Below are 25,688 nucleotides of genomic sequence, written 5' to 3'. Positions count from 1 at the left end.
CTATCCACAGTTTTCGCGCGCGCTCCCCGTGACGCCCGCGTGACAGCGCGCTAGCTTTGCTCCCAAGGGGCCAGGTTCATTGAAGATCGCGCGCGTCAAATTGTCGGGGTTCAAGTCGTTCGTCGACCCGGTCGAATTGCGCGTGATGAACGGGCTGACCGGCGTCGTCGGCCCCAATGGCTGCGGCAAATCGAACCTTTTGGAAGCGATCCGCTGGGCCATGGGCGAGGGATCGCCCAAGTCCTTGCGCGGGTCCGGCATGGAAGACGTGATCTTCGCGGGCACCGCCACCCGCCCGCAGCGCCAGTTCGCCGAAGTCTCGATCCTCGCCGAACGCGATGACGACGAAGTCGAAGTCACCCGCCGGATCGAACGCGGCGCGGGGTCGGCGTACCGGATCAACGGGCGCGACGCCCGCGCGCGCGACGCGCAATTGCTGTTCGCCGATGCCGCGACTGGCGCGCATTCGCCCGCGCTCGTCAGCCAGGGCAAGATCGGCGCAATCATCGCCGCCAAGCCCGCCGAGCGCCGCGCGATGCTTGAGGAAGCGGCGGGCATATCCGGCCTCCACGTCCGCCGCCGCGAAGCCGAAATCCGGCTGAAAGCGACCGAGACCAACCTCGCGCGCGTCGCCGAAGTGGTCGCGGAGATGGAGGCGCGCGCGAATGTGCTCCGGCGGCAGGCGCGCTCCGCCGAGCGCTACCGAAAGCTCTCCGACGCGATCAAGCTCGCCGAGGGCAAGCTGATCTATGCGCGCTGGCGCGATGCGGCAGCGGCGGCAGATGTTGCGCGCGCCGAGGCGACGCTCGCCGAAGACCGGGTCGTTGCCGCTGCCGAAGCGCAGCGCGTGGCCGCTGCACTTACCCGCGACGCGACCGACAAGCTTTCGGCGTTGCGCGCCGAGGCGCAGGGCGCGCGCGATGCCGCCGCCGATGCGCGCCATGCGCTCGCCAGCGCCGAGGGTGAGTTGCGCGCGGTCGAGACGCGCATCGCCAATATCGCCGCCGAGCGCGACCGCCTGTCCGCCGACCGCGACCGCGAGGGCGAGCTGGCGACCGACGCGGGCGAGGCGCTGGCCCGACTCGCCGACGAAGTCGCGTCGCTCGCCACCCGCATCGCCGCCGCCGACGGCGAACGGGCCGATCGGGCAGCGGCGGTTGCGGTTTCGGAAGTCACGGCACGCGAAGCCGAACTCGCCCTCGCCCAGGCGACCGCCGAAGCCGCCGAACGCGGTGCCGAGCGCCGCGTTGCCGAAGCCGCGGTTGCCGCGGCCCGCGCGCAACTCGATCGTGCCGAGCGCGACCATGTCCGCGCGCTGGGCGAGCGCGATGCGCTGACGCCGCTGGCAACCGTCGAGGCGGCGCACAGCGAGGCGGTCGCTATCCGCGCGACAGCCGAAGACGGGCTGAACGCGTCGATTGCCGCCCTCGAAGCCGCCGAGGCCGCGCGTGAATCGGCAGCAGGCGCCCTGGCCGCCACACAGATCGCCAAGTCCGAATCCGCCGCCGCCCTCGCCGCGCTCGAAAGCGAAGCCCGCGCGCTCGCCCCGGCCCGCGAGGCGAAGGGCACGCTCGGGCTGGTCAGTGCGGCGCGGGGCTATGAAGCCGCCCTCGCCGCTGCGCTCGCCGACGATCTTGCCGCTGATGTCGGCAGCAGCTCGACCGCCCCCCGCCGCTGGGCGGGGGCGGACATCACGGAGGGCGATCCGGCCCTCACCGCCGGACCACCGCTTTCAGATTATGTTAAATCACCGCCCGAACTGGCCCGCCGCCTGTCGCAGATTGCCGTGGTCGATATGGACGAGGATAGCCAACTTGCCGTCGGCCAGCGGCTCGTCACCCGTGACGGCAAGCTGCGCCGCTGGGACGGCTTCGTCAGCGAAGGGACCGGCGCCGCCGAGGCCGAACGCCTCGTCCGCCGCAACCGGTTGACCGAGATCGAGGCCGAACTCCCCGCCGCCCGCGACGCCGCCGGACAGGCTGCCCTCGACGTCGAGGCCGCCCGCTCGGGCATCGACGCCGCCACCCGGGCGATGTCCGAAGCGCGACAAGGCCGCGATGCCGCCGATGCGGCCCTCCGCACCGCGCTGCGCGGCATCGACACCGCTGCCGCTGCGGTCGAGCGGGCGCGCGCCGCCCACGCGCAGCTGGCCGAGCGCCTGACCGTCATCGCCGCCGAGCAAAGCAATGCACGCGCCGACCTTGACGCAGCGGAGGCTCATCGCGCAGCCCTTCCCGCCGACGATCAGGGCGCGCAGCTCTCGGCGCTCGATGCCGCTGCCCGTACCGCCCGCGATGCCGTCGTCGCCGCCCGCGCGCAGCTTGCAGCGCTCGATTCCGCCGTCGATGCCGACCGCGCCCGTCAGGCGGCGGCAACCGCCGAAGCCGAAAGCTGGAAAGCGCGCAGCGGCAAGGCAGCGAAGCGGATCGAGGACATGGCCCGCCGCGCTGCAGCGCTCGATGCCGAGGCCGAAGCGCTGGAGAGTGCGCCCGACGCCGCCGCGCGTGCGGTGCGCCGCGCGACGGGCGCTGCGGAGGACGCCAGCGCTGCTGCCGACGCCACGCTGCGCGCCGAGCGCGAGGCCGAGGCGATCCTGCGCGACCGCGAAGCCGAAGCGGCGCGGGTCGGCGAAGCGCTGGCTGCCGCGCGCGAAGACCGTGCCGGCGCTGCTGCCCGTGCCGAGAACCAGGAGCTGCGCCGCGTCGAAATGGGCCGCGTTTCCGGCGAACGCTTCGAATGCCCCCCGCCGGTGCTGCCCGAAAAGCTGGGCTTCGAGGTCGATTCGGTCGGTGAGGCATCGGTCGAGTCCAAGGGTCTCGAAAACCTGACGATGGAGCGCGAACGGCTCGGCCCGGTCAATCTGGTGGCCGAGCAGGAACTCGCCGAACTCGACGCCTCGCGCGAGAACAACGCCGCGGAGATGGCCGAACTGACCGAAGCAACCCACCGCCTGCGCGGCTCGATCGGCAGCCTCAACCGCGAGGGGCGGCTGAAGCTGCGTGCAGCCTTCGAGGCGGTCGACGGACATTTCCGCGAGCTGTTCCGCACGCTGTTCAACGGCGGCGAGGCGCATCTGGAAATGATCGACAGCGACGATCCGCTCGATGCGGGACTCGAAATCATGGCGCAGCCGCCGGGCAAGAAGCTGACCTCGCTCACGCTACTCTCGGGCGGCGAGCAGGCTCTGACCGCGGTCGCGCTGATCTTCGCGCTGTTCCTGACCAACCCCGCGCCGCTCTGCGTTCTCGACGAGGTCGACGCCCCGCTCGACGATGCCAATGTCGAGCGCTTCTGCGACCTGCTCGACCGCATGACCCGCACGACCGACACCCGCTACCTGATCGTCACGCACAATGCCGTGACCATGGCGCGCATGCACCGACTCTATGGAGTGACGATGGTCGAGCAGGGCATCAGCCGGTTGGTGTCGGTCGATCTTGGCGGGGCAGTCGACTTGCTGGCGGCGGAGTAGTCAGCGGACGCGTTTGATCCACATCCCGTCGTCGCGCTTCTCGGTCGCGAATTGCGGAATGGCGGCGATCAGTTGCGACAGGCGCGAATAGCCATAGCTTCGGGCGTCGATCGAGGTGGTCGCAGTGGCGCGCTGGCCAACCTCGGCGAGGCGTGCCCAGCCCTTTTCGTCGCGCTTTGCCGCTTTCCACGCGGTCCCGACCGCGTTGAGCAATTCGTCGGGAATGGACTGCGCGCCCGCAACCGGCACGGCGGCTTCGAGCGGGGTCTCCACCGCCTTGACCTCGTCGGTGAAGACGAACCGCGTGCACGCCTGGCGGAAACTCTCGGGCGCCTTCGCCCCGCCAAAACCATAGACCGGCAGCCCGTCCTGGCGCAGCCGCATCGCGAGCGGCATGAAATCGCTGTCCGACGACATCAGCCCGAAGCCGTCGACGCGGCCCCGATAGAGCAGGTCCATCGCATCGATCAGCAGGCGCATGTCGGTCGCGCTCTTGCCCTTGGTCACGTCGAACTGCTGTTGCGGCTCGATAGCATAGCGATGAGTCAGTGCCTTCCAGCCCTTGAGCGACGCCTTCTCCCAATTGCCATAGGCGCGGCGAATATTGACGGTGCCGAGTTCGGCGAGGATCGCCAGCACATCCTCGAACCGGTCGGGCGACGCATTATCGGCGTCGATCAGCAGCGCGATGTTCTTCGGTGCCTCGCTCATGACGGACGCCTCCTCAATTTGTGCCAGACGAACCATGCCGCCGCCGCCAGCACCACCGCGACGATGACGACGTCGAGCGAATGCAGCACCGCTTTAACGCGCGGATCACTGTTCCATGCCGCGCCCAGCTTCATGCCGACCCAGGCGAGACCGAAGCACCACGGCCAGGAACCGATGAAGGTGAAGATGTGGAAGCGCAGATACGGCATCCGCACAACACCCGCCGGAAAGGCGATGAACGTGCGGATCACCGGCAGCATGCGCCCGATCAGCACCGCCCAGTCGCCGAACCGCGCAAAGAAGCGGTCGGCCTTGTCGATGTCATGCGCGTCGATCAGCACGTAGCGGCCGTACCGCTCGACGATCGGCCGCCCGCCGTGCTTGCCGACTTCATAGGCGATAGCCGACCCGATATTATTGCCGATCGCCCCCGCTGTCGCGACGCCCCACAAGGTGAAATGCCCTTGCGCGACCAGATAGCCGGCAAACGGCATGATGATTTCGCTCGGCAACGGAATGCACGCGCTCTCGATGGCCATGAGCAGAGCGACACCGGGATAGCCCATCGCGACGATGACGGCAGTGGTGAAGCCTGCAAGCCAGCCGATAATGTGTTCGATATACGCGCTCATACTTGTCCCGGTCCGGCTGCTCGATTAGCGGGCGGACCTAGCCGAGGAGTGCCGAGCATGGAACCCGTTCACGTCGCCTTCCTGCTCTTCCCCAATGTCACACAGCTTGATCTGACCGGCCCCGCTCAAGTGCTGTCGCGGCTGGGCAATGCGAAGATCGATCTGGTGGCGAAGACCCGCGATCACGTGCCGACCGACGCACAGTTCGATTTGTTACCCACCGCGACCTTCGCCGAAGTGACGCACGCCGATATTCTCTGCGTCCCCGGCGGTTTCGGCACGGTCGCGGCGATGGAGGATGCCGAAACGCTCGACTGGGTCCGCCGCATCGGCACCGACGCGACCTGGGTGACGAGCGTTTGCACCGGCTCGGTCGTCCTCGCCGCAGCCGGATTGCTGACGGGCTACAAAGCGACATCGCACTGGGCGTCGCGCCACCAACTCGCGTGGTTCGGCGCGGAACCGGTGGCCGAGCGCACAGTGTTCGACCGCAACCGCGTCACCGGCGGCGGCGTGACGGCGGGCATCGACTTTGCGCTGGCACTCACCGCTGCAATCCGGGGCGAGGATCACGCCAAATTCGTGCAGCTCAGCATCGAATACGACCCCGCCCCGCCGTTCGACAGCGGTACGCCCGACAAGGCCGATGCCGCCACGCTGGCGCGTTACAAGGCGATGGTTGCGGCAAACGCCCCCGACCGCGAAGCGCGCGTCAAAGCCATCGCCGACACCCTCGGGTTGTAATTACACAATAACTCTGCCATATCGTGTTGCAGCGCAGCGAAGCGATATCCGTTTTCGCAAGATCGGCCAGCGTGATTTTCCGGTACCCCGGACAGGCTCGATCCCTTTGACGCTCCCAGCCAATCGGCTTCCCTTTTCACGCGGGTTGTCATCAACCCCGCTCGTGTCGAGCGCGTCATCCGGCGTGCGCGAGCACTCGAAAGATTCACATGACCAAATTTGCCGACCTCGGCCTGTCGCCGCAAATCCTGTCCGCGCTTGCGGCCAAGGGCTATGACACGCCGACCCCCATCCAGGTCCAGTCGATCCCGTCCTTGATCGAAGGCCGCGATCTTTGCGGCATCGCCCAGACCGGCACCGGCAAGACGGCGGCGTTCGCGCTGCCCAGCATCATGCGCCTGACCGCCAACCCCAAAGCGCGTCCGCCCGGCGGCTGCCGCATGCTCGTCCTCTCGCCGACGCGCGAGCTGGCGGCGCAGATCGCCCAGTCGTTCGAGGATTATAGCAAAGGCCAGCGCCTGAGCGTCGGCGTCGTCTTCGGCGGCATGCCGATCGGTCGCCAGATCAAGATGTGCGGCGCGGGTCTCGACGTCCTCGTCGCGACGCCCGGCCGCCTGATCGACCTGATCGAACAGCGCGCACTCAACCTGCGCCACGTCGAAATCTTCGTCCTCGACGAGGCCGACCAGATGCTCGACCTCGGCTTCATCCATGCGCTGAAGCAGATCGACCGCTTGCTGCCCAAGCAACGCCAGTCGCTGTTCTTCTCGGCGACGATGCCCAAGACGATTGCCGAACTCGGCGCACGATTCCTGAACGATCCCGTGCATGTCGCAGTGACGCCGGTCGCCTCGACCGCCGAGCGCGTCGACCAGTACGCCACGTTCGTCAATCAGGCGGAAAAGCAGGCGCTGCTCTCGATCGTGCTCAAGAACGAGCCGATCGACCGCGCGCTGGTGTTCAGCCGCACCAAACACGGCTGCGACCGCATCGTGAAACATCTGGCGGCGGCGGGCATCCGCTCGGCGGCGATCCACGGCAACAAGTCGCAGAATGCCCGCACCGACGCGCTCGATGCGTTCAAGCGCGGTGACATCCGTATCCTCGTCGCGACCGATATTGCCGCACGCGGCATCGACGTGTCGGGCGTCAGCCATGTCTTCAACTTCGACCTGCCCAATGTCCCCGAGCAATATGTGCACCGCATCGGCCGCACGGCGCGCGCCGGCGCAGCAGGGATTGCCGTCAGCTTTGTCGCGGGCGAGGAAAAGGGCTGGCTGCGCGACATCGAGAAGCTGACCGGCGTCAAGCTGCAAACCGCGCCGCTGCCCAATGACTTCGCGACCAAGGCAGCCGCGCTGCCCAAGCCCGCGTTCGTCCGCGAAGCCCCGCACGGCGGGCGCGATGCCGGTCGCGGCGGTCGCGGTGCCCCCGCTCCGACGGGCGAAAAGCGCCGCTTCGCGCCGAAGCGCGCGCCGGGTGTGGGGACGCACCGTGGCGCTGTGAAACGCTCGGGCGGCGGCGGACGCTAACGCTCGAATACCAAGCTTACATTTATCGTTGGCCCGGACTCGATCCGGGCCGACGACGTTTATCTTGGTACATTAACCTGAACCTCATGCCGGCCCCCTAACGCCTAGAGCGTCAGGAAACCGCACATGAAATTCGTCAAACTCAAATCGCGCGGCGGCGACTATATGGTCGTCGTCGCTAACATCGCCTATCTCCGCACCGACGAAAACGAGCAGACCAAAGTCGGCATGGTCGGCGGCGACGCGCTGCTGGTTGCAGGGACGATCGACGAGGTCGCAGCGACCGTTTTGGCAGGCTGACCGTTCGCATTCATCTGGCGCACATCTGCTTCCCCCGATAGGCGGGAGCGATGACTTCATTTGCCCGGCGCTTCGCCACCCCGCTTGCCCTTCTCCTTGCGCTTACGCTTGTCGCCCCGGCCAATGCCCGGACGACCGCGAAGGGACCGGTGCCCAAAGCTGCCGCCGTCAAGGCACCGGCGACCAAGGGTTCGGGCAACGCGCTTGCGACCCCCTGGCTTTATCGCGGCAGCGACATTCCGCCCGACCGCGAATGGGTGTTCGGCGAGCTGCCCAATGGCCTCCGCTATGCCGTCCGCAAGAACGGGGTGCCGCCGGGGCAGGTTTCGATCCGCATGGCGATCGACGCCGGATCGCTGCACGAGCGCAAGGGCGAGGCGGGTTATGCGCATTTCAACGAGCATCTGAGCTTTCGCGGCTCGAAATACGTGCCCGACGGCGAGGCCAAGCGGCTGTGGCAGCGGCTGGGCGCAACCTTCGGGTCGGACACCAATGCCTCGACCACGCCGACGCAGACCATCTACAAGCTCGATCTGCCTGCCGCGACGCCCGCGGGGCTGGAAGAAAGCGTCAAGGTGCTCTCGGGCATGATGGCTTCACCCGACATCACCCAGGCCGAAGTCGATGCCGAACGCCGCACCGTGCTTGCCGAACTGCGTGAGGGGTCCGGAGCCGAGCAGCGCGCCGGTGACGCCTCGCGGGCGCTGTTTTTTGCAGGGCAGGCGCTGGGCGACCATTCGCCCATCGGCGACACCGGTTCATTGGGGGCCGCGACTCCGGCGACGCTGCGCGCGTTCCACGATCGCTGGTACCGGCCCGAGCGTGCGACACTCGTCATCGTCGGCGATGTCGAGACCGCGAGCTTCGAAACGCTGATCCGCAAATATTTCACCGAGTGGAAAGGCAAGGGGCCGACCCCGCCCGATCCCGATTTCGGCAAGCCCGATACGGCCGCGTCGCGCACCGCCGTCGTCGTCGAACCCGGCCTGCCGACCATCGCCAGCCTCGCCGTCTTGCGTCCTTGGTTCCCCAAGAACGACACCGTCGAATACAATCGCGGCAAGTTGACCGAGAGCCTCGCGCTGCGCCTCATCAGCCGTCGACTCGAGGAGCGCGCGCGCGCCGGGGGCAGCTTCCTGTCGGCAGGGGCCGATCAGGAGGATGTTGCGCGTTCGGCCGATGGCACCTTCGTCCAGATCGTCCCGCTCGGCGATGACTGGCAGGCGGCGATTCGCGACGTTCGTGCGGTTATTGCCGACGCCCTCGTCAATCCACCGGCGCAGGCCGATATCGACCGCGAGGCAGGCGAGTTCGCTGCCGCGCTCCAGCAACAGGTCGAACAGGCCCGGACGCAGGGCGGCGGCGGCCTCGCCGACGACCTGGTCGAGGCGGTCAATATCCGCGAAACCGTGGCCAGCCCCGAAGTGGCGCGCGACGTGTTCTCCAACATGAAGGACCGGCTGACCCCGGCAGGGATGCTCGCCGCCACCCGGCGCATGTTCAGCGGTGCGCCGATACGGGCGGTGCTGACCCTGCCCAAAGCCTCGCCGGAAGCATCGACGCAGTTGCTAGCCGCCCTGACCGCGGAGCCAAAGCCCTTGTCCTCGGCGTCGCGCGCGCCGGTCAGCTTCGACCGGGTGCCGAAACTGGGAACCCCCGCAACCATCGTCAAAAAGACACCGATCACCGAACTCGGGCTGCAGTTCGTCGAACTGTCGAACGGCGTGCGCGTCCAGATTTTCGCCAATCCGGCGGAGGCCGGTCGCGTCTACGTCACCGCACGCTTCGGCAAGGGGATGCAGGCGCTGCCGACCGACCGGCCGACCGATGCCTGGGCGGCGGGCAGCGCACTCGTCGCCAGCGGTATCGGCGACCTGAAGCAGGACGAACTCGACCGGCTGACCAGCGGGCGGCGGATCAACCTGGGCTTCGGCATCGGCGACGACGCCTTTTCGCTGACAGGGACCACCCGCGCCGCCGACCTCGACGACCAGTTACGGCTGATGGCGGCCAAGCTCGCGGTCCCCGGCTGGGATCCGGCGCCGGTCCTGCGCGCAAAAGCCGCGATGACGATGGGCTATGCCACGGCCAATGCGTCGCCGGGCGGCGTCCTCAACCGCGAACTCTCCGGGCGTCTTCACGGCGGCGACCCGCGCTGGATGTTCCCGACTCTGGCTCAGGTGCAGGCAATGACGCCCGCGTCGTTCCGGGCGCTGTGGGAGCCGCTGCTGAAGACCGGCCCGATCGAGGTTTCGGTATTCGGCGATGTCGATGCGGACAAGGCAATCGCCGCCGTCGCTGCGACTTTCGGGGCCCTGCCCCCGCGCCTGCCCGCCATCGTCACGCTGGCCAGCGCCACGTCGAAAGGCGTGGCACCGTCCGCGACGCCGATCGTCCTCACCCACACCGGTCCCGCCGACCAGGCGATTGCCGTGCTCGCCTGGCCGACGGCGGGCGGACAAGCCGACATCTACGAGAGCCGCAAGCTCGACATCCTCGCCGCGATCTTCAACGACCGGCTGTTCGACACTCTCCGCGAAGGGGAAGGCGCGAGCTACAGTCCCAATGTCGGGAGCAGCTGGCCCGCCTTCATGCCCGGCGGCGGCAGCTTTGTGGTGACGTCGCAGCTGAAGCCGGCCGGGGTCGACCGCTTTTACGCGCTTGCCCGCCAGATCGCGGCGGACCTCGCGTCGAAGCCCGTCACCGCCGACGAACTGCTCCGCACCGTCGGCCCGATGCGCCAGTCGATCGCGCGCGCATCGAGCGGCAACAGCTTCTGGCTGCAGCAATTGCAAGGCGCCTCGACCGAACCGCGCCGACTGCAATCGCTGAGCACATTATCGGGCGACTATGCCCGGATCACGCCCGAGGAATTGCAGGCAACCGCGAAACGCTGGCTGGATCCAGCCAAGAGCTTTGCCATGGTGGTGGTGCCGGTAGGGAAGTGATCAAAGGCCGCGAAAGGGGTTCTCGAGCGCAAGACCGTCGATGACTTGATCGTGCGTCCAATCCTCGGACAGCAGCTTCGTACATCCCGCATCCAGCGCCGCCGCCATAACCGCTGCGTCCCAGTAAGAGAATTTGTGGCGCTCGCGGATGTCGAGCGCACGGTCGAGCGTCGCAAGCGTCGGCTCGAAAATCCGGAACCGTCGCCAACTGTCGATCAGCGCGCAGGCGTCGGCGTGGCTCAAATTTGCCCGTCGCGTAACGCGCGTGGCATTGACATAGAATTCCTGCAACACCTGCAACGACAGGACGACGCCCGTGGTTGTCCGGAGCAAACCGCGCGCCACGCCGGTCTTCGCCAATGAGGAATCGTCGGCCCCGCTGGCATACATCAGCACATTGGTATCGAGAAAAATCACGACGCTGCGTTATGGTCGTCGGAACTTCCGTCACGATAGAGCACCTCGCGCGCCGATGTTGCAAATCCCTCATCGACGCGCCGCTCGCGTCGCGAATCCAGCCGCGCATAAAGTTCGCCCTCTTCGCGCAACCGCCGCTGGGCGTCGGTTTCGCCATAGGCAAAGGACGAGATCGCTTCGCGCACAAGCGCCGTCACAGTCGTGTCATGCTCTGCCGCATAGAGCCGTGACTTGCGATACAGGTCATCATCGACAGTGACTGTGATGTTTTTCATTTTTCCACAGTATCACTGTGGTCGTCACATCACAACACATACTTCGACAGATCCGTGTTCCGCGCCACGCTCGCCAGTTGCTGGTCGACATAGGCCGCGTCGACCGTCAGCGTCGTGCCCTGCCGGTCCTCGGCATCGAAACTGATGTCTTCGAGGAGCTTTTCCATGACCGTCGACAGCCGCCGTGCTCCGATGTTTTCGAGGCTCGCGTTGACCTCAGCTGCGGTGCGCGCGACGGCGGCGATGCCGTCGTCGGTGAAGGCTACAATCACCCCCTCCGTCTTGAGCAATGCACTGTATTGCGTCGTCAGCGAGGCCCGCGTGTCGTTGAGAATACGCACGAAATCGGCCTCGGTCAGCGCCTTCAGCTCGACACGGATCGGCAATCGCCCCTGAAGTTCGGGCAGCAGGTCGCTGGGCTTGGCGACATGAAACGCGCCGCTCGCGATGAACAGGATGTGGTCGGTCTTCATCGGCCCGTATTTGGTCGCGACCGTCGTGCCCTCGATCAGCGGCAGCAGGTCACGCTGCACGCCTTCGCGGCTCACGCTCCCGCCGCGCACGTCGCTGACCGCAATCTTGTCGATCTCGTCGAGGAACACGATCCCGTTCGCCTCGGCATCCGCCAGCGCAACCCGCGCGACATCGTCCTGGTCGAGCCGCTTGTCGGCTTCTTCCTCGGTGAGTTTCGTCCAGGCCGCAGGCACGGTCATCTTGCGACGCTTCAACTGGCCGCCGCCCATCGCCTTCGACATCATTTCGGTGATGTTGATCATCCCGACATTGCCGCCGCCGGGAATGTCGAACGGCATTTGCGGCGCGGCATCGACCTCGATCTCGATCTCGGTTTCGCTAAGCGACCCGTCGTCGAACCGCTGCTTGAACGCCGCGCGCGTGGCCTCGCTTGCGCCCTTGCCGGTCAGTGCATCGAGCAGGCGCGCCATCGCAGCCTCCTCGACCTTGTCCTTCACCGACGCACGGCGGCGTTCCTTCTCCAGCCGGATCGCTTCTTCGACCAAGTCGCGCGCGATCTGTTCGACGTCGCGGCCGACATAGCCGACTTCGGTGAACTTGGTCGCCTCGACCTTCACGAACGGTGCATCCGCGAGCTTCGCCAGCCGCCGCGAAATCTCGGTCTTGCCGCAGCCGGTCGGCCCGATCATCAGGATATTTCTAGGGCTGACTTCGTCGCGCAGGTCGAGCGGCAATTGCTGCCGCCGCCAGCGGTTCCGCATGGCAACCGCGACCGCGCGCTTGGCGTCGGCCTGTCCGACGATATGCTCGTCGAGCGCACGGCAAATGGCTTTCGGGGTCAGGGCGTCGTTCATGTCGGACTTTCGGTAAAGTTAGGCCGCGTCGAGCACTTCGACCGTCAGCCGGTCGTTGGTGTAGACGCAAATCTCGCCCGCAATCTTCATCGCGCGGCGGCACAGGGTCTCGCAGTCGGGCTCGTATTCGTCGAGCGCGCGGGCGGCGGCGAGCGCGTAATTCCCGCCCGACCCGATCGCCGCGATCCCGCCCTCGGGCTCCAGCACATCGCCGTTGCCGGTCAGCACCAGCGTCACGTCCTTGTCGGCGACGATCATCAGCGCTTCGAGGTTGCGGAGGTATTTGTCTGTCCGCCAGTCCTTCGCCAGCTCGACCGCCGCCCGCATCAACTGGCCGTTATGCGATTCCAGCTTGCGCTCCAGCCGTTCGAGCAGCGTGAACGCGTCCGCCGTCGCGCCCGCAAAACCCGCAATAACGCTGCCGTCGCCGATCGGGCGCACCTTGCGCGCGTTGGGCTTCATTACGGTCTGGCCCATCGAGACCTGACCGTCGCCGGCGATGACGACTTTGCCGTTCTTGCGTGCGGAAACGATGGTGGTGCCGTGCCACGCGGGCATGGAATTGTCGGTGGTGCTCATTGGCCACAATGTGTGGCCCGCGCCTAGGCTTTCAAGCCCCCCGCCAATGCGTAGGCCTGTGTCCCACGTGTCAGCACGCGATCACCCTCGACGATGTCGGCAACGTCGAACTCGGCCTGCCCCTCCAACGCTGCATAGAGCGGCCCGAAGTCGGTCTCCACCGTCACCCGCAGCAATTCGTCGAAACTCGGGATGACGAAATAACCCTGCTGGTAATCGTCGATGCGGTACTCGGTCCGCATCACGCGGTTCAGGTCGAAGCCGATCCGGTTCGGCGACGGGTCGTCGAGCGCAAAGATGCTTTCGCCCCGGCTCGACACGATGCCCGCGCCGTATATCCGCAGCGCCCCCGCCTCCTCGACCAGCCCGAATTCCACCGTGTACCAGTAGAGCCGCGCAAGCCGCTTCAACGCCCCCAGCGACCCTGCGCGCTGGCCGCCGCGCCCATAGGCGGCCATGTAATCCGCAAACACCGGGTCGGCGAGCATCGGGACATGGCCGAACACGTCGTGGAAGACGTCGGGTTCCTCCAGATAGTCGAGCTGGTCCGCCCGCCGGATGAAATTGCCGGCGACAAAGGTGCGGTTCGCCAGATGGTCGAAGAACACCGCGTCGGGCACCAGCCCCGGCACCGCAACCACGCGCCAGCCGGTCGCGGCCATCAACCGTTCGGACAACTCGCTGAAATCGGGAATGCCGGGCTTCGACAGGCGTAGTACATCGACACCGCGCAGAAAGGCGTCCGACGCACGGCCGGGCAGCATCGCCGTCTGGCGCGCGAACAGCGTGTCCCAGACCGCGTGCTCGTCCGCCGTGAAGCGGTCCCAGTCCTGCGGGACCGTCCAGTCGGCAGCGGCTTCGGCGGGGCGTTCGAGCATGGTGGCTTCCATGCAACTAGCCTACACTGCCCTGCATGAAGCCGCAAAAGCTGATCCGCATCGCCCCCACCTTCGTGCTGATTCCCGTCGGCCTTTATCTCGCCGCAGCCGCCATCCTGGCCCACATTCCCGCGAACGCCAACTGGCGCGAACCAGCAACAGGCACCACCATCTTCATCCAAACCAACGGCGTGCACACCGGCATCGTCCTGCCCGCAGGTCCGGGCAAATGGCGCGCGTTCGGCTGGGGCGACCGCGATTTCTACCTGAACACCCCGCGCTGGCAGGACATCCGCCCCGGCACCGCGCTGTCGGCGCTGGTCGGCAGCGGCGATACATTGGTCCATGTCGATGAACTGGGCGATTTCCTGCCTGATGAAAACTGGCGGCCGATCCGTCTGCGCGCGCACGAATACGCCCGCCTGCACGCCTATATCGCCGCGACCGTGCGCCTCGGCCCCGCGATTCCCGGCTATACCCCGACAGACCGCTTCTACCCCGCACGCGGTCGCTACAGCGCGTTGAACACCTGCAATGTGTGGACCGGTGGCGCGCTCAAGGCGGCGGGCGTCCGCACTGGCATCTGGACGCCGTTCGCGGGCGACGTCATGCGCTGGGTGCCGTGGCCGCCCGCTCGCCCTATTTTACTCCCAACTGGCCCAGCATGAACGCGTAATATTCCGCCGTCTCGCGATAGCTGCGAAAGCGGCCCGACTTGCCGCCGTGACCGGCCTCCATGTTGACGCGGAACAGCAGCGGGTTGGTATCGGTCTTGGTTGCGCGCAGCTTCGCCACCCATTTCGCCGGTTCGTAATATTGCACTTGGCTGTCCCACAGGCCGGTGCCGACGAACAGCGCGGGATAGGTCTTGGCCGCGACCTGATCGTACGGGCTGTAGCTCAGCATGTAATCGTAGGACGCCTTGGTCTTGGGGTTGCCCCATTCGTCCCATTCGCCGGTGGTCAGCGGGATCGTTTCATCGAGCATCGTCGTCACCACATCGACGAACGGCACCTGCGCGATCATCACCTTATAGTCCTCGGGCGCCATGTTCGCGACCGCGCCCATCAACAGCCCGCCCGCGCTGCCGCCCCGCGCAGCAACACGGTCCTTTGCCGCGTATTTTTGCGCGACGAGATAGCGGGTGACATCGACGAAATCGGTGAAGGTGTTCTTTTTGTTGAACATCTTGCCGTCGTCGTACCAGCTGCGCCCCATTTCCTGACCGCCGCGGATGTGCGCGAGCGCATAAACCATGCCACGGTCGAGCAGGCTGGTGACGCTCGGCGACCAGGTCGGATCGGTCGAAGCGCCATAGCTGCCATAGGCATATTGCAGCATGGCGGCGGTGCCGTCGCGCTTGAAGCCCTTTTTGTAAACGACAGAAACCGGGATCCGCACCTTGCCGTCGCGCGCGGGTACCCAGACGCGTTCGGTGACATAGTTCGCCGCGACATACCCCGGTGCGGGGTTCTCCTTGAGCAGCTTGCGCGCGCCGGTCCGGGCATTGACCTCAAAGGTCCGTGTCGGCGTCGTCAGCGAGGTGTAGGTGTAGCGCAGCCAGTCGGTGCCGGGTTCGGCATTGGTGCCGAGCGACATTGCATAAGCGGGCTCGTCGCTGGCGATGAAACTGCTTTTGCCCGCAGCCGTCAGCGTCCGCAGGCGCTTGAGACCGCCCGATCGTTCGTTGATCGCTGTAAAGCCGTCGAACAGCGCGTAATCGTCGATGAACACCTTGGGGTCGTGCGCGACCATATCGCGCCATTTCGTCCGGTCGCCCCAGGCGGTGCCGTCGGCCAAGGTCATTAACCGGTAGTTGGGCGCATTCCAGTTCGTCCGGACCACCCAGCGACCGCCGAGATGATCGGCCTGATAGAGGAAGTCGCGCTGGCGCGGCGCGACGACGGCGAAGCTGCCCGGGGCCGCAGCAGAGGTGCAGCGCGATTCCGAGCTGACCGTGCTCTGGACACCGATGCAGATGAACCTGTCGTCCTTGGTCCGGTCGATCCCCATGTAAAAGGTGTTGTCCTTCTCCTCATAGACGACCGTATCGGCGCTCGCGGGAGTGCCGAGGACATGCCGCTTGACCTTATTGCCGAGCAGCGTCGTCAAATCTTTGTCGATGTAGAAAAAGCTCTTGCCGTCGTTCGCCCACACCGCGCCGGGCTCGGCGTTGGTGACTGTATCGGAGAGGATTTCGCCGGTCTTCAAGTTCTTGACACGGATGACATATTGCCGCCGCCCGACATCGTCGGTGGCAAAGGCGGCGAGCCCGTTATCCTGGCTGATGTCGACGCTGCTCAGCGCGAAATAGCCCTTCCCCGCCGCCATCGCATTCTGGTCGAACATCACCTCCTCGGGTGCGGTCATGCTGCCCTTGCGCCGTGCGTTGATCGCGTAATCCTTGCCGGTTTCGAAGCGGGTGTAATAATAATAGCCGCGCTTTCGGTAGGGGACGCTGGCGTCGTCCTGTTTGATGCGGCCGACGATCTCGTTGTAAAGCGTTTCCTGCAGCGGCTTGGTGGGGCCGAGTACCGCATCGGCATAGGCGTTTTCTGCATTGAGGTTGGCGAGCATTTCCGGATTTTTGCGGGTGTCGTCGCGCAGCCAGTAGTAATCGTCGTTGCGCGGCGGAGCGCCCGCAGGGCCGGTGATAAGGAACGGCTTTTTCGCGGCGACCGGTGGCACGACGGTCTGTGCCAGGGCAGCAACGGGTATCGACAGGACCAGCGCGAGCGCAGTCGTCAAACGAAGCGACATGGATTTCCCCTTGAACGAGTCGGTGCCGGAACCCGGCAATTGCCGAATGCTATCAGGCGGTTGTGCTCGCCACAATCGCGGCCCGTCAGCCCTCAATCCGCAAAAATCGCGCCGCATTGTCGTGCAGTATGTCGCGCTTCTGTGTCTCCGTCAGAAACGGTGCACCGCGAATCCCGGCAATGGCCGTGTCGATCGTGCCGGGCCAGATCATCTGGTCGCTGCCGAACATGATCCGCTTTTCAAACCCCGCGTCGATCAGGCGCTTCAGATAGGCGTGAAAATCGGAACGGCGAAATGCATAATCGATGATGCCCGTATCCACATAGACCTGCGGATGCGCGTAAAGCAGCGCGATCATGTCGTCCGCGAACGGCCACCCGGCATGCATGACGTAAAGGCGCAGACGCGGATGCCGGACCAGCACCTCCTCGAGCAGGGTCGCCCGGCTCATCGCGATCCGCATCTTGGGCGACGCGAAATAGGCGATTCCCGGAGGCCCCGGGCCGACATGGATACCGACAGGAATATCGAGCTCTTCGGCCAGCGCGTAATAGGATTCTAGACGGGGGTCGTTCGGCGGAATCCCGTCGTACTGCGCGACGATTTCGCCGAGCACTTGCAAATGCCCCGCCTTATGGGCAGCGCGCAGGGCCGCGATCGAGGGCAGTTCGACATTGCCGATGGCGCTGATGACCCGGTCGCCGCCCGCCGCTTTCCATTCGGCAACGCGGTTTTCGCTGCCGCTGACGACGGCGAGCATATTGTGCTTCGCCAACTGGGCCAGGCTTTGCTGCCGCAGCGCGTCGAGTGTCGGCGCCGACAGAACGGGATGCTCACACTTCGGCGCGGCCGAGAAATCCTGGAGATAGGCCGCAATCGGCTGTCCCGGATCGCGTGCGGGCCAGATGTCATAAGGTGCGCACATGGTGACCGGCGGCGGCCCATAACCGTCGATCGCTTCCTCCGCATGCATGTGCATGTCGATGATCGCGTAGCGCGGTGCGGCGAGCGCGGGGGCCGCTAACAAGAGGGCCAAGATCGTCACGAAAAGGCGCACAATGTTTTCCCTTCTCACGGCCATTTATGCAGCCGTTCCCGTTACAATTGCGGCCCAGCCCGCTTCGTCGATGACTTCGATCCCGAGTTCAGCAGCTTTTTTCAGCTTCGATCCCGCCCCCGGACCCGCAACGACAAGGTCGGTCTTGGCGCTGACCGAGCCCGCCGTCTTCGCACCCAGCGCCTCGGCCTGCGCCTTGGCTTCGTCGCGGCTCATCGTCTCCAGGGTGCCGGTGAACACGATCGTCTTGCCGGTAACGGCGGACGCCTTGACGTTCGAGACATAGGGCGGCGGCGCGACTTCGCCGAGCAGGTCATCCCAGGCGGCGCGATTATGTTCCTCGTGGAAGAAATCGACCAGCGCCTTGGCGACGACCGGGCCGATGCCCTCGACCGAGGAAAGTTCGGCGACTGCATCTTCATGCTGCGCCACTTCGGCAACACGCTCGACCGAACCGAAAGCGCGGATCAGGTCTTTCGACGTACCGGCGCCGACATGGCGGATGCCGATGCCGAACAGGAATTTGATCGGGTCGGGCGCGCGCTTCGCCTCGATACTCGCCAGCAAATTATCGACCGACTTCTCCTTCCACCCCTCGCGCGTCAGCAATTCGTCGCGGTGGGTTTTCAGGCGGAAAATATCGGCGGGGCTGTGCAGCCAGCCGAGCCCGAAGAATTCGACAATCGTCTTGTCGCCGAGCCCTTCGATATCGAGCGCGCCGCGCGACACGAAATGCTTCAGCCGCTCGATGCGTTGCGCGGGGCAGATCAGGCCGCCGGTGCAGCGGATATCGACTTCGCCTTCTTCGCGTACCGCGTCGGACTGGCATTCGGGGCAGGTCGTCGGGAAGACGAACGCGGGGCGATCCACCCCGGGCGTCAGGTTTTCGAGCACTTGCGGGATGACGTCGCCCGCGCGCTGGATGCTCACGCGGTCGCCGGGGCGGACCCCGAGCCGCGCTATCTCATCCTTGTTGTGGAGGGTCGCATTGGTCACGACGACGCCACCGACGGTCACGGGTTCGAGCCGCGCAACCGGCGTCAGCTTGCCGGTGCGGCCGACCTGGATGTCGATGCTGATCAACGTCGTCTGCGCGCGCTCGGCCGGAAATTTGTGCGCGATGGCCCAGCGCGGCGCCTTGGCGACAAAGCCCAGCCGCGCCTGCCAGTCGAGCCGGTCGACCTTGTACACGACGCCGTCGATGTCGAACGGCAGGTCGGCGCGCGCCGATTCTATGCTGCGGTAATGCTGCAAAATTGCTGCAGTGCTGTCGGCGCGGATCAGGCGGTTACTGACCGGCAATCCCCAGCTTTCGATGGCGCGCATCACGTCATACTGCGAATCCGCCGGAAGCGCCGAAGCCTCTCCCCAGCCGTGCGCGAGGAATTTCAGCGGCCTAAGTCGCGTGATTCCGGGGTCTTTCTGGCGCAGCGACCCCGCGGCGGCGTTGCGGGGGTTGGCAAACACCCGTTCCCCTTCCCCTCGCGCGTTCAGCGCGGCGAAATCGGCTTTCGACATGTAAACTTCGCCACGGATTTCAAATAGTTGCGGAATGTCGATCCCGGTCAGCCGCTCGGGAATATCGGCAATCGTCCGCACATTGGGCGTAACGTCCTCCCCGACCGCCCCGTCGCCGCGCGTCGCGGCCTGCACCAGCACGCCATTTTCGTAGCGCAAGGAACAGCTTAACCCGTCGATCTTCGGCTCGGCGGTCAGTGCAACCGGCGCATCCTCCGCCAGATTGAGAAACCGTCGCACCCGCGCGACGAATTCCGCCACTTCCTCATCGGCAAAGGCATTGTCGAGGCTGAGCATCGCGCGGGCGTGGGTGACTTTCGCCAGTGCCGAGGTGGTCGGTGCCCCGACCAGCTTCGACGGCGAATCGGCACGCACCAGATGCGGAAACTGTGCCTCCAACGCCGCATTCTCGCGGGTCAGCGCGTCATATTCCGCATCCGAAACCTCGGGCGCGTCATTGTCGTGATACAGCCCGTTATGCCGCGCGATCTCTTTGGCGAGACGCATCAGTCGGTTGGCGGCTTCGGCTTCGGTCAGTGCCATCGCTCGTCACATTCACTGATTGAGAGGTAGTGCGGTTCGGTTTCCCAGTGGGTGAAGTATCCGAACTGGCATCGTCGAACTGATCCGTCCACGTTCGTTATCGCGATCACGGCGGCGGCTTCTACCACATCGGTGCGGGCGACCGCGTATCCAGCAATAAGTGGCGTCGAACGCCAAGGTTCTCCAACAACAGCAAAAGCCGCTGATTTCGCGTTTGGACCAGCATGAACCACAAAAAAATGTGGCGGCGCGATCCATAACGAGAACAACAGATAGGTTCCTAAGATCACAAGCGCGGCAATCGTCAGCGGACGATTCACGCCGCCACCAGCCGCGCCGCCTGCGCCCTTGCCTCGTCGGTCACCTCGGCCCCCGACAGCATCCGGGCGATTTCCTCGCGGCGTTCGCTGGCGTCAAGGGTGCGGAGGTTCGTACGTGTCACCAACCCGTCTGAGTTCTTCGCGATCAGCAAATGATGGTCGCCGCGCGCTGCGACTTGCGGGCTGTGTGTCACCACCAGCAGCTGCGTCTTTGCAGCCAGCCGCGACAGGCGTTCGCCGATGGCGCTCGCCACAGCGCCGCCGACGCCGCGGTCGATTTCGTCGAAGATCATCGTGGCCGCCGCGCCTTCCTCGGCAAGTGCCACCTTCAGCGCGAGGATGAAGCGCGACAGTTCGCCGCCCGACGCGATCTTGAGCAGCGGCCCGAACGGTGCGCCGGGGTTGGTCGAGACTTCGAACTCGACGCGGTCGGCCCCGTTCTCGCTCTCCGGCCCGCCCGCGACAACGGTTTTGAACCGCGCCGCATCGAGCTTCAGCGGCACGAGTTCGCCCGCCACTGCCGCGTCGAGCCGAAGCGCTGCTGTCCGGCGCGCCTCGGACAGGGCGTCCGCCGCCGCGCGATATGCCGTTCGCGCGACCTTCGCATCGCGTTCCAGCGCCGCCAGGCCCTCGCCGCCCGCTTCGATGGCCGACAATTTCCCCCGCAACTCCGCCGCCAGCGCCGCCAGATCGTCGGGCTGGACACGGTGCTTGCGCGCCATGGCACGCAGATCGAACAGCCGGGTTTCCTCCGCATCCAGCCGCGCGGGGTCGAACGACAGCGCCTCCGACGCAGCGCGCAGATAGTCCTCGGCGAACGACCCCTCGATGATCGCGCGGTCGACCGCGCCCAGCGCCTCGGCGAGTTGCGGATGGTCGCCCGCAATCCGGTCGAGCGCGCGCGCCGCCTGACGCAGCTTCGACAGCCCCCCGTCGGCGGCGGCGACCAGCGTGTCGATGGCCTCCAGATCGTCGGCGATCTTCGCGCCCTTTTGCATCGCCGCGCGCGAAGTGGCGAGCGCCTCTTCCTCGCCCGCTTCCGGCCCCAGCGCATCGAGTTCGGCGACCGCATGGGTCAGCCAGTCGCGGTCGGCCTCGGCATTGGCAAGCGCATCCTGCGCCTCCGCCAGCGCGGCATCGGCGGCGCGCATTGCGGCAAAACTGGTGCGGACGGGCGTCAAATCTACCCGCGCAAAAGCATCGATCAGCGCGCGGTGTCCGGCAGGCGCGAGCAATCCCCGGTCGTCATGCTGGCCATGGATTTCGACCAGTCCCTCGCCCAAGGTCCGCAACAGCGCGCCCGACACCGCGACATCGTTGACGAACGCGCGGCTGCCGCCGTCGGCCTTGACCGTGCGGCGGACGATCAGCGGTTCGTCGGGTTCGGGACCGATGCCGTTTTCAGTGAGCAATACGTCGGTGACGGCGTCGCGCTCGAACGTCGCGGTCACGCTCGCCGCACCCGCCCCCTGCCGCACCAGTCCGCTCGCGGCGCGCGACCCGAGCGCCAGCCCGAGCGCATCGAGCAGGATAGATTTCCCCGCGCCCGTCTCGCCAGTAATGACGGTCAGCCCATCGGCGAAATCGAGGTCGAGCGCCTCGATCAGCACGACATCGCGAATGGAAAGCGCCAAAAGCATCGCGGCACGTTTAGCGAACAAAATCCGGACCGCAAAGGCGACTTGGCAAAGCCAAGTCGTCGGTCCTCGCGTCGGCGAGGCCGGCCGGTCGTGTCGCGAATGCTGGATTTAGCTCCGCTAAATCCTAGCGCGTCACGACGGATGCTTCTGCATCAGTTCGAACGACCGCTGATACCATTTGCTGCCCGGATAGTTCGCGCCCAGCACTGCCGCCGCCTTCTTCGCTTCCTCGGGGATGCCGAGCGCGAGATAGCTTTCGGTCAGACGCTGCAGCGCCTCGGGCGTGTGCGAGGTCGTGTCGTATTCGTCGACGACCTTGCGGAAACGAACCACTGCCGCCAGCCATTGCCCGCGCCGCTCGTAAAAACGCCCGATCTCCATTTCCTTGCCGGCAAGGTGATCGCGGATGAGGTCGATCTTCAGCCGCGCGTCCGCCGCATAACGCGAGTCGGGGTAACGCCGGATGATGTCGTTCATCGAATCGAGCGCTTGCTGGGTGATCTTCTGGTCGCGCGTCACGTCGCTGATCTGCTCGTAATAATCGAGCGCGATCAGATAATAGGCGTAGGGCGCATCCTTGTTGCCCGGATGGATCGACAGGAAGCGCTGCGACGATTCGATCGACTTCTGGTAATCGCCACCCATGTAATAGCTGAACGCGCTCATCAGCTGCGCGCGGCGCGCCCACACCGAATAGGGATGCTGGCGTTCGACCTCGTCGAACAGGATCGCCGCCGTCGTGTACTGGCTGCGGTCGAGCCGGTCCTTCGCCGCCGAATAGAGCGTGTCGACGTCGCGGGCGACATAGCCGATGTCGCCCTTCTTGCGGTTGGTCGCGCAACCGGCGGTGAAGACGATTGCGGCAAGCGCGGCAAGGGTGGCGGTACGGCGGAGGGGGTTACGCATTAGCGGGGTCTTAGCGGGGTTGGCGGACGACGCCAAGCGCTAAGCCAACAGTGGAACCGAACGCCCGTCGCGGCTATTGACCGGACTATGCCTGCCAAACGCCTGACCACGCTTCGTGTCGAAAAACCCTGGGGACGCCACAAGCTGTGGCCGGGATTCGGCGATGTGCCCGATGGCGGTGCGGCGGTCGGCGAAATCTGGTTCGACGCCAAAGACGTCGCCGACCCCGAGTTGATGGTCAAATACCTCTTCACCAGCGAGCGGCTGTCGATCCAGGTTCACCCCGACGATGCAACCGCTCGCGCCGCCGGATACAAGCGCGGCAAGGACGAGGCGTGGCTGGTGCTCGCTGCCGAACCCGATTCGACAATCGCTTTGGGTACGCGCGAGGTCACCAGCCGCGAGGCGCTGGCGGCGGGCGCACTCGACGGCGCAATTGTCGATATGGTCGACTGGAAGCCGGTGAAGGCAGGGGACGTCATCTATTCGGCCGCAGGGGCGGTGCATGCCATCGGCGCGGGGATCACGCTGATCGAGGTGCAGCAGAATGTCGATCTGACCTATCGGCTGTACGATTACGGCCGCCCGCGCGCACTGCATCTGGAGGCAGGGATTGCGGTAAGCAATCCGGTACCGTTCGTGGCCCCGCCGGTGCCGGGCGAGATCGCCCCGGGGCGAACGATCCTGTGCGAGGGCGGCAAGTTCGTGCTCGAACGCTGGTCGTGGGACGGCGCGCGGACGGTGACCTTGCCGGACGGCGTGTCGGGCTGGCTGGTGCCGGTGACCGGCGGCGGTACGGTCGACGGCGCGGCGTTTGCGGCGGGCGAGTGCTGGATGGCTGACGGGTCGGTGGAAATCGCACCCGACGCGGGGAGCGATATACTGTTCGCCTATCCGCTCAAGGACCGGGTGGATTTGTTCGCCTGACACGCACCGAGGTGCAATTTTTACGCTCTTCGGGCTAAGTCGCGACAATGCTCCGCGTCCTGACCCTGTCCACGCTATTCCCCGACGCGACGCGACCCACCTTCGGGCCCTTCGTCGAACGGCAAACGCTGGGCCTCGCCGCGCATCCCGACGTCGAGTTGCAGGTCGTCGCGCCGATAGGTTTGCCGCCGCTGGGCCGCTTGCACCCGCGCTACCGCGCGCTTGCGGGACTGCCGCAAACCGAGACCTGGAAAGGGCTGAGCGTCCACCGTCCGCGCTTCACCCATCTGCCCGGACTTGGCGGACGCGATGCCAAGGCGCTGGCCAGCGCGTTGAGGCGACCGCTCACCGATTTGCGCACGACCTTTCCTTTCGACGTGATCGACGCACAGTTCTTCTGGCCCGACGGCCCTGCGGCGGTCGCGCTCGGCAAAGAGTTCGGCGTACCGCTATCGATCAAGGCACGCGGCGCGGATATCCATCATTGGGGCAGCAACCCGGCGACCGGCGCACAGGTGATCGCGGCGGGGCAAGCGGCAGACGGGATGCTTGCGGTGTCCGCCGCGATGAAGGCGGATATGGTCGCGCTCGGGATGCCCGGCGATAGCATCGCAGTGCATTACACCGGCATCGACAAGACCGTGTTCGATGTGCGCGACCGCGCGGCGGCAAAGGCGGCGCTAGGCGTGGCGGGGCCGCTGATCGTCAGCGTCGGCGCGTTGATCGCGCGCAAGGGACAGGGATTTGTCATCGACGCCCTGCCCGCTCTTCCCGGCGCCACACTGGTCTTGATCGGCAAGGGTGAGGACGAGGCTGCGCTCGGGGCGAAGGCAATCGCGCTGGGCGTGGCCGACCGTGTGCGCTTCACCGGCGCATTGCCTCAAGCCGTCATCGCCGACTGGCTAGCGGCGGCGGACGTGATGGCGCTGCCGTCCGCGTCGGAGGGTCTCGCCAATGCCTGGGTCGAAGCGCTGGCGTCGGGCACACCGGTCGTGACATGCGACGTCGGCGGCGCGCGCGAACTGATCGACCGGCCCGAAGCGGGGCGGCTGGTGGCCCGCGACGCAGCTCAAATTGCAGCAGCCGTCGAGGAGCTACTCGCCAATCCGCCCGAACGCGCTGCGGCGGCGGCGACGGTCGACCGTTTCAGCTGGGAAGCGAATACGGCGGCGCTCTACGCGCACCTCCGCAGCCTCGTCGAACGTCGAAGCTAGACCTGCCCCTCGTCGCGGCGCGTCATCCGTTCGGCACCGCTGGCTGCCTTGGCCTCGATCTTGCGGTCGAAATTTTCGGGCTTCAGGCCGAGCGCCACCAGCAACGACGACGAAACATAGATCGACGAATAGGTGCCGACGACGATTCCCAGCATCATCGCCGCCGTGAACCCGCGCAGCACATGGCCGCCGAAGACCAGCAGCGACGTGAGCGCCAGCAACACCGTCAGAGAGGTCATCACCGTCCGGGGCAGCGTCTCGTTGACCGACAGGTCGATCAGCGCGCCCATGTCCATCTTGCGGTATTTCCGCATGTTCTCGCGAATACGGTCGTCGATGACGATCTTGTCGTTGATCGAATAGCCGATGATCGTGAGGACCGCTGCCACGATGTTCAGGTCGAATTCGAGCTGGGTGATCGCGAAGAACCCAAGCGTCATCAACAGGTCATGCCCGATGGCGACAAAGGTCGACACGCCGAACTGCCATTCATAGCGCAGCCAGCTGAACACCGCGATGGCGAACACCGCGATCAGCACGGCCAGGATGCCATTGCGGATCAACTCGTCCGAAACCTTGCCGGACACCGAGTCCTGCTTGGAGAATTTAGCTCCCGGAAACTCCGCTGCCAGCGCCGCGTTCACCTTGGCGACAACGGCATTGGTCGCGCCAGCATCGGTCGAAGTCGGCGGCGGCAGCTTGATCGACACGGTCTTGGGGTCGCCGAACTGCTGCAAAGATGCCTCGCCGACGCCCAACCGGTCGACCACTTCGCGGACCTTGTCGAGCGAGGGCGGCGCGGTGAACGTCTCCTCGATCATCAGCCCGCCGACGAAATCGACGCCGAGGTTGAGACCCTTATAGGCGACCGCCGCGACCGACAGGATCGACAGCAGCAGGGTCAGCCCGAACGCCCAGCTTTTCAGCCGGACGAAGCCGATATTGGTGTTGTCGGGAACGAGTTTGAGCAAACGCATGGGCGGGCCC

The 25,688-nt window shown here is 65.8% G+C and carries 22 protein-coding genes; 8 read left to right on the top strand and 14 right to left on the bottom strand.

Translation table 11 applies throughout. From position 1 onward, the window contains the following. Positions 1-79: 79 nt before the first annotated feature. Positions 80-3,472: a chromosome segregation protein SMC gene (gene smc / locus M0209_RS01050; protein ID WP_258886325.1), complete on the top strand. Its 3,393-nt coding sequence runs from the start codon at positions 80-82 to the stop codon at positions 3,470-3,472. Here smc and M0209_RS01045 read toward each other — a convergent pair whose 3' ends face one another. Then, positions 3,473-4,183 (bottom strand): NYN domain-containing protein, encoded by a 711-nt coding sequence (locus tag M0209_RS01045; protein WP_258886324.1) that lies wholly within the window; start codon positions 4,181-4,183, stop codon positions 3,473-3,475. Then, positions 4,180-4,815 carry a DedA family protein gene (locus M0209_RS01040; protein WP_258886323.1) on the bottom strand — a complete coding sequence of 212 codons (636 nt, stop codon included), beginning with the start codon at positions 4,813-4,815 and terminating at the stop codon, positions 4,180-4,182. The genes M0209_RS01045 and M0209_RS01040 overlap by 4 nt, the downstream gene beginning before the upstream one ends. Before the next feature lie 57 nt (positions 4,816-4,872). Between M0209_RS01040 and M0209_RS01035 the strand changes: the two genes are divergently transcribed. From M0209_RS01035 to M0209_RS01020, 4 genes are all read left to right on the top strand, one after another. After that, the gene (locus M0209_RS01035; RefSeq protein WP_258886322.1) at positions 4,873-5,559 is read left to right on the top strand and encodes a DJ-1/PfpI family protein; all 687 of its coding nucleotides are present in this window, start codon (positions 4,873-4,875) and stop codon (positions 5,557-5,559) included. 209 nt (positions 5,560-5,768) lie between these two features. After that, a complete protein-coding gene (locus tag M0209_RS01030) occupies positions 5,769-7,091 on the top strand; it encodes a DEAD/DEAH box helicase (protein ID WP_258886321.1) in 1,323 nt (440 codons plus the stop codon). Positions 7,092-7,217: 126 nt separating this feature from the next. Then, the gene (locus M0209_RS01025; protein ID WP_258886320.1) at positions 7,218-7,391 is read left to right on the top strand and encodes a hypothetical protein; all 174 of its coding nucleotides are present in this window, start codon (positions 7,218-7,220) and stop codon (positions 7,389-7,391) included. A gap of 50 nt (positions 7,392-7,441) precedes the next feature. Next, positions 7,442-10,339 carry a pitrilysin family protein gene (locus M0209_RS01020; RefSeq protein WP_258886319.1) on the top strand — a complete coding sequence of 966 codons (2,898 nt, stop codon included), beginning with the start codon at positions 7,442-7,444 and terminating at the stop codon, positions 10,337-10,339. Here M0209_RS01020 and M0209_RS01015 read toward each other — a convergent pair whose 3' ends face one another. From M0209_RS01015 to phhA, 5 genes are read right to left on the bottom strand one after another with little or no spacing between them, the layout of a single operon-like run. Further along, the gene (locus M0209_RS01015; protein WP_258886318.1) at positions 10,340-10,756 is read right to left on the bottom strand and encodes a PIN domain-containing protein; all 417 of its coding nucleotides are present in this window, start codon (positions 10,754-10,756) and stop codon (positions 10,340-10,342) included. Then, a complete protein-coding gene (locus M0209_RS01010; protein WP_258886317.1) occupies positions 10,753-11,031 on the bottom strand; it encodes a hypothetical protein in 279 nt (92 codons plus the stop codon). Before M0209_RS01010 ends, M0209_RS01015 begins: the two co-directional genes overlap by 4 nt. 29 nt (positions 11,032-11,060) lie before the next feature. Next, complete coding sequence (gene hslU, locus M0209_RS01005; protein ID WP_258886316.1) at positions 11,061-12,359, bottom strand: ATP-dependent protease ATPase subunit HslU; 1,299 nt, start codon at positions 12,357-12,359, stop codon at positions 11,061-11,063. A gap of 18 nt (positions 12,360-12,377) precedes the next feature. Then, positions 12,378-12,917, bottom strand: a complete 540-nt coding sequence (gene hslV, locus M0209_RS01000) for an ATP-dependent protease subunit HslV (protein ID WP_258889529.1) — start codon at positions 12,915-12,917, stop codon at positions 12,378-12,380. 44 nt (positions 12,918-12,961) lie between these two features. Then, entirely contained in the window at positions 12,962-13,828 is an 867-nt protein-coding gene (gene phhA / locus M0209_RS00995; RefSeq protein ID WP_258886315.1) for a phenylalanine 4-monooxygenase, read from the bottom strand. Positions 13,829-13,851: 23 nt separating this feature from the next. Between phhA and M0209_RS00990 the strand changes: the two genes are divergently transcribed. Next, the gene (locus M0209_RS00990) at positions 13,852-14,484 is read left to right on the top strand and encodes a DUF2459 domain-containing protein (protein WP_258886314.1); all 633 of its coding nucleotides are present in this window, start codon (positions 13,852-13,854) and stop codon (positions 14,482-14,484) included. Here the strand turns inward: M0209_RS00990 and M0209_RS00985 are convergent. The 6 genes from M0209_RS00985 to M0209_RS00960 all read right to left on the bottom strand — a co-directional run bounded on the left by M0209_RS00985 (position 14,456) and on the right by M0209_RS00960 (position 22,560). Continuing rightward, the gene (locus M0209_RS00985; protein WP_258886313.1) at positions 14,456-16,576 is read right to left on the bottom strand and encodes a S9 family peptidase; all 2,121 of its coding nucleotides are present in this window, start codon (positions 16,574-16,576) and stop codon (positions 14,456-14,458) included. The genes M0209_RS00990 and M0209_RS00985 overlap by 29 nt on opposite strands. 85 nt (positions 16,577-16,661) lie before the next feature. Further along, complete coding sequence (locus M0209_RS00980; protein WP_258886312.1) at positions 16,662-17,621, bottom strand: amidohydrolase family protein; 960 nt, start codon at positions 17,619-17,621, stop codon at positions 16,662-16,664. Positions 17,622-17,657: 36 nt separating this feature from the next. Further along, positions 17,658-19,694, bottom strand: coding sequence for an NAD-dependent DNA ligase LigA (gene ligA, locus M0209_RS00975; protein ID WP_258886311.1), 2,037 nt, complete (start codon positions 19,692-19,694; stop codon positions 17,658-17,660). After that, positions 19,685-20,014, bottom strand: coding sequence for a hypothetical protein (locus M0209_RS00970; protein WP_258886310.1), 330 nt, complete (start codon positions 20,012-20,014; stop codon positions 19,685-19,687). Before M0209_RS00970 ends, ligA begins: the two co-directional genes overlap by 10 nt. Beyond that, a complete protein-coding gene (recN, locus tag M0209_RS00965; protein ID WP_258886309.1) occupies positions 20,011-21,654 on the bottom strand; it encodes a DNA repair protein RecN in 1,644 nt (547 codons plus the stop codon). Before recN ends, M0209_RS00970 begins: the two co-directional genes overlap by 4 nt. A gap of 132 nt (positions 21,655-21,786) precedes the next feature. Beyond that, positions 21,787-22,560 (bottom strand): outer membrane protein assembly factor BamD, encoded by a 774-nt coding sequence (locus tag M0209_RS00960; protein WP_258886308.1) that lies wholly within the window; start codon positions 22,558-22,560, stop codon positions 21,787-21,789. A gap of 87 nt (positions 22,561-22,647) precedes the next feature. Between M0209_RS00960 and M0209_RS00955 the strand changes: the two genes are divergently transcribed. Beyond that, positions 22,648-23,487 (top strand): class I mannose-6-phosphate isomerase, encoded by an 840-nt coding sequence (locus tag M0209_RS00955; RefSeq protein ID WP_258886307.1) that lies wholly within the window; start codon positions 22,648-22,650, stop codon positions 23,485-23,487. Positions 23,488-23,534: 47 nt separating this feature from the next. Next, entirely contained in the window at positions 23,535-24,701 is a 1,167-nt protein-coding gene (locus tag M0209_RS00950) for a glycosyltransferase (RefSeq protein ID WP_258886306.1), read from the top strand. Here M0209_RS00950 and secF read toward each other — a convergent pair. Further along, complete coding sequence (gene secF, locus M0209_RS00945) at positions 24,698-25,678, bottom strand: protein translocase subunit SecF (protein WP_258886305.1); 981 nt, start codon at positions 25,676-25,678, stop codon at positions 24,698-24,700. The two genes, M0209_RS00950 and secF, sit on opposite strands and share 4 nt — an antisense overlap. Between the last annotated feature and the right edge of the window lie 10 nt (positions 25,679-25,688).

It is taken from the genome of Sphingomonas sp. SUN039 (assembly GCF_024758725.1).
Lineage (GTDB): Bacteria > Pseudomonadota > Alphaproteobacteria > Sphingomonadales > Sphingomonadaceae > Sphingomonas_O.
Note: the sequence above shows the minus strand (reverse complement) of the source record. Positions and strands in the feature narration are given on the sequence as shown.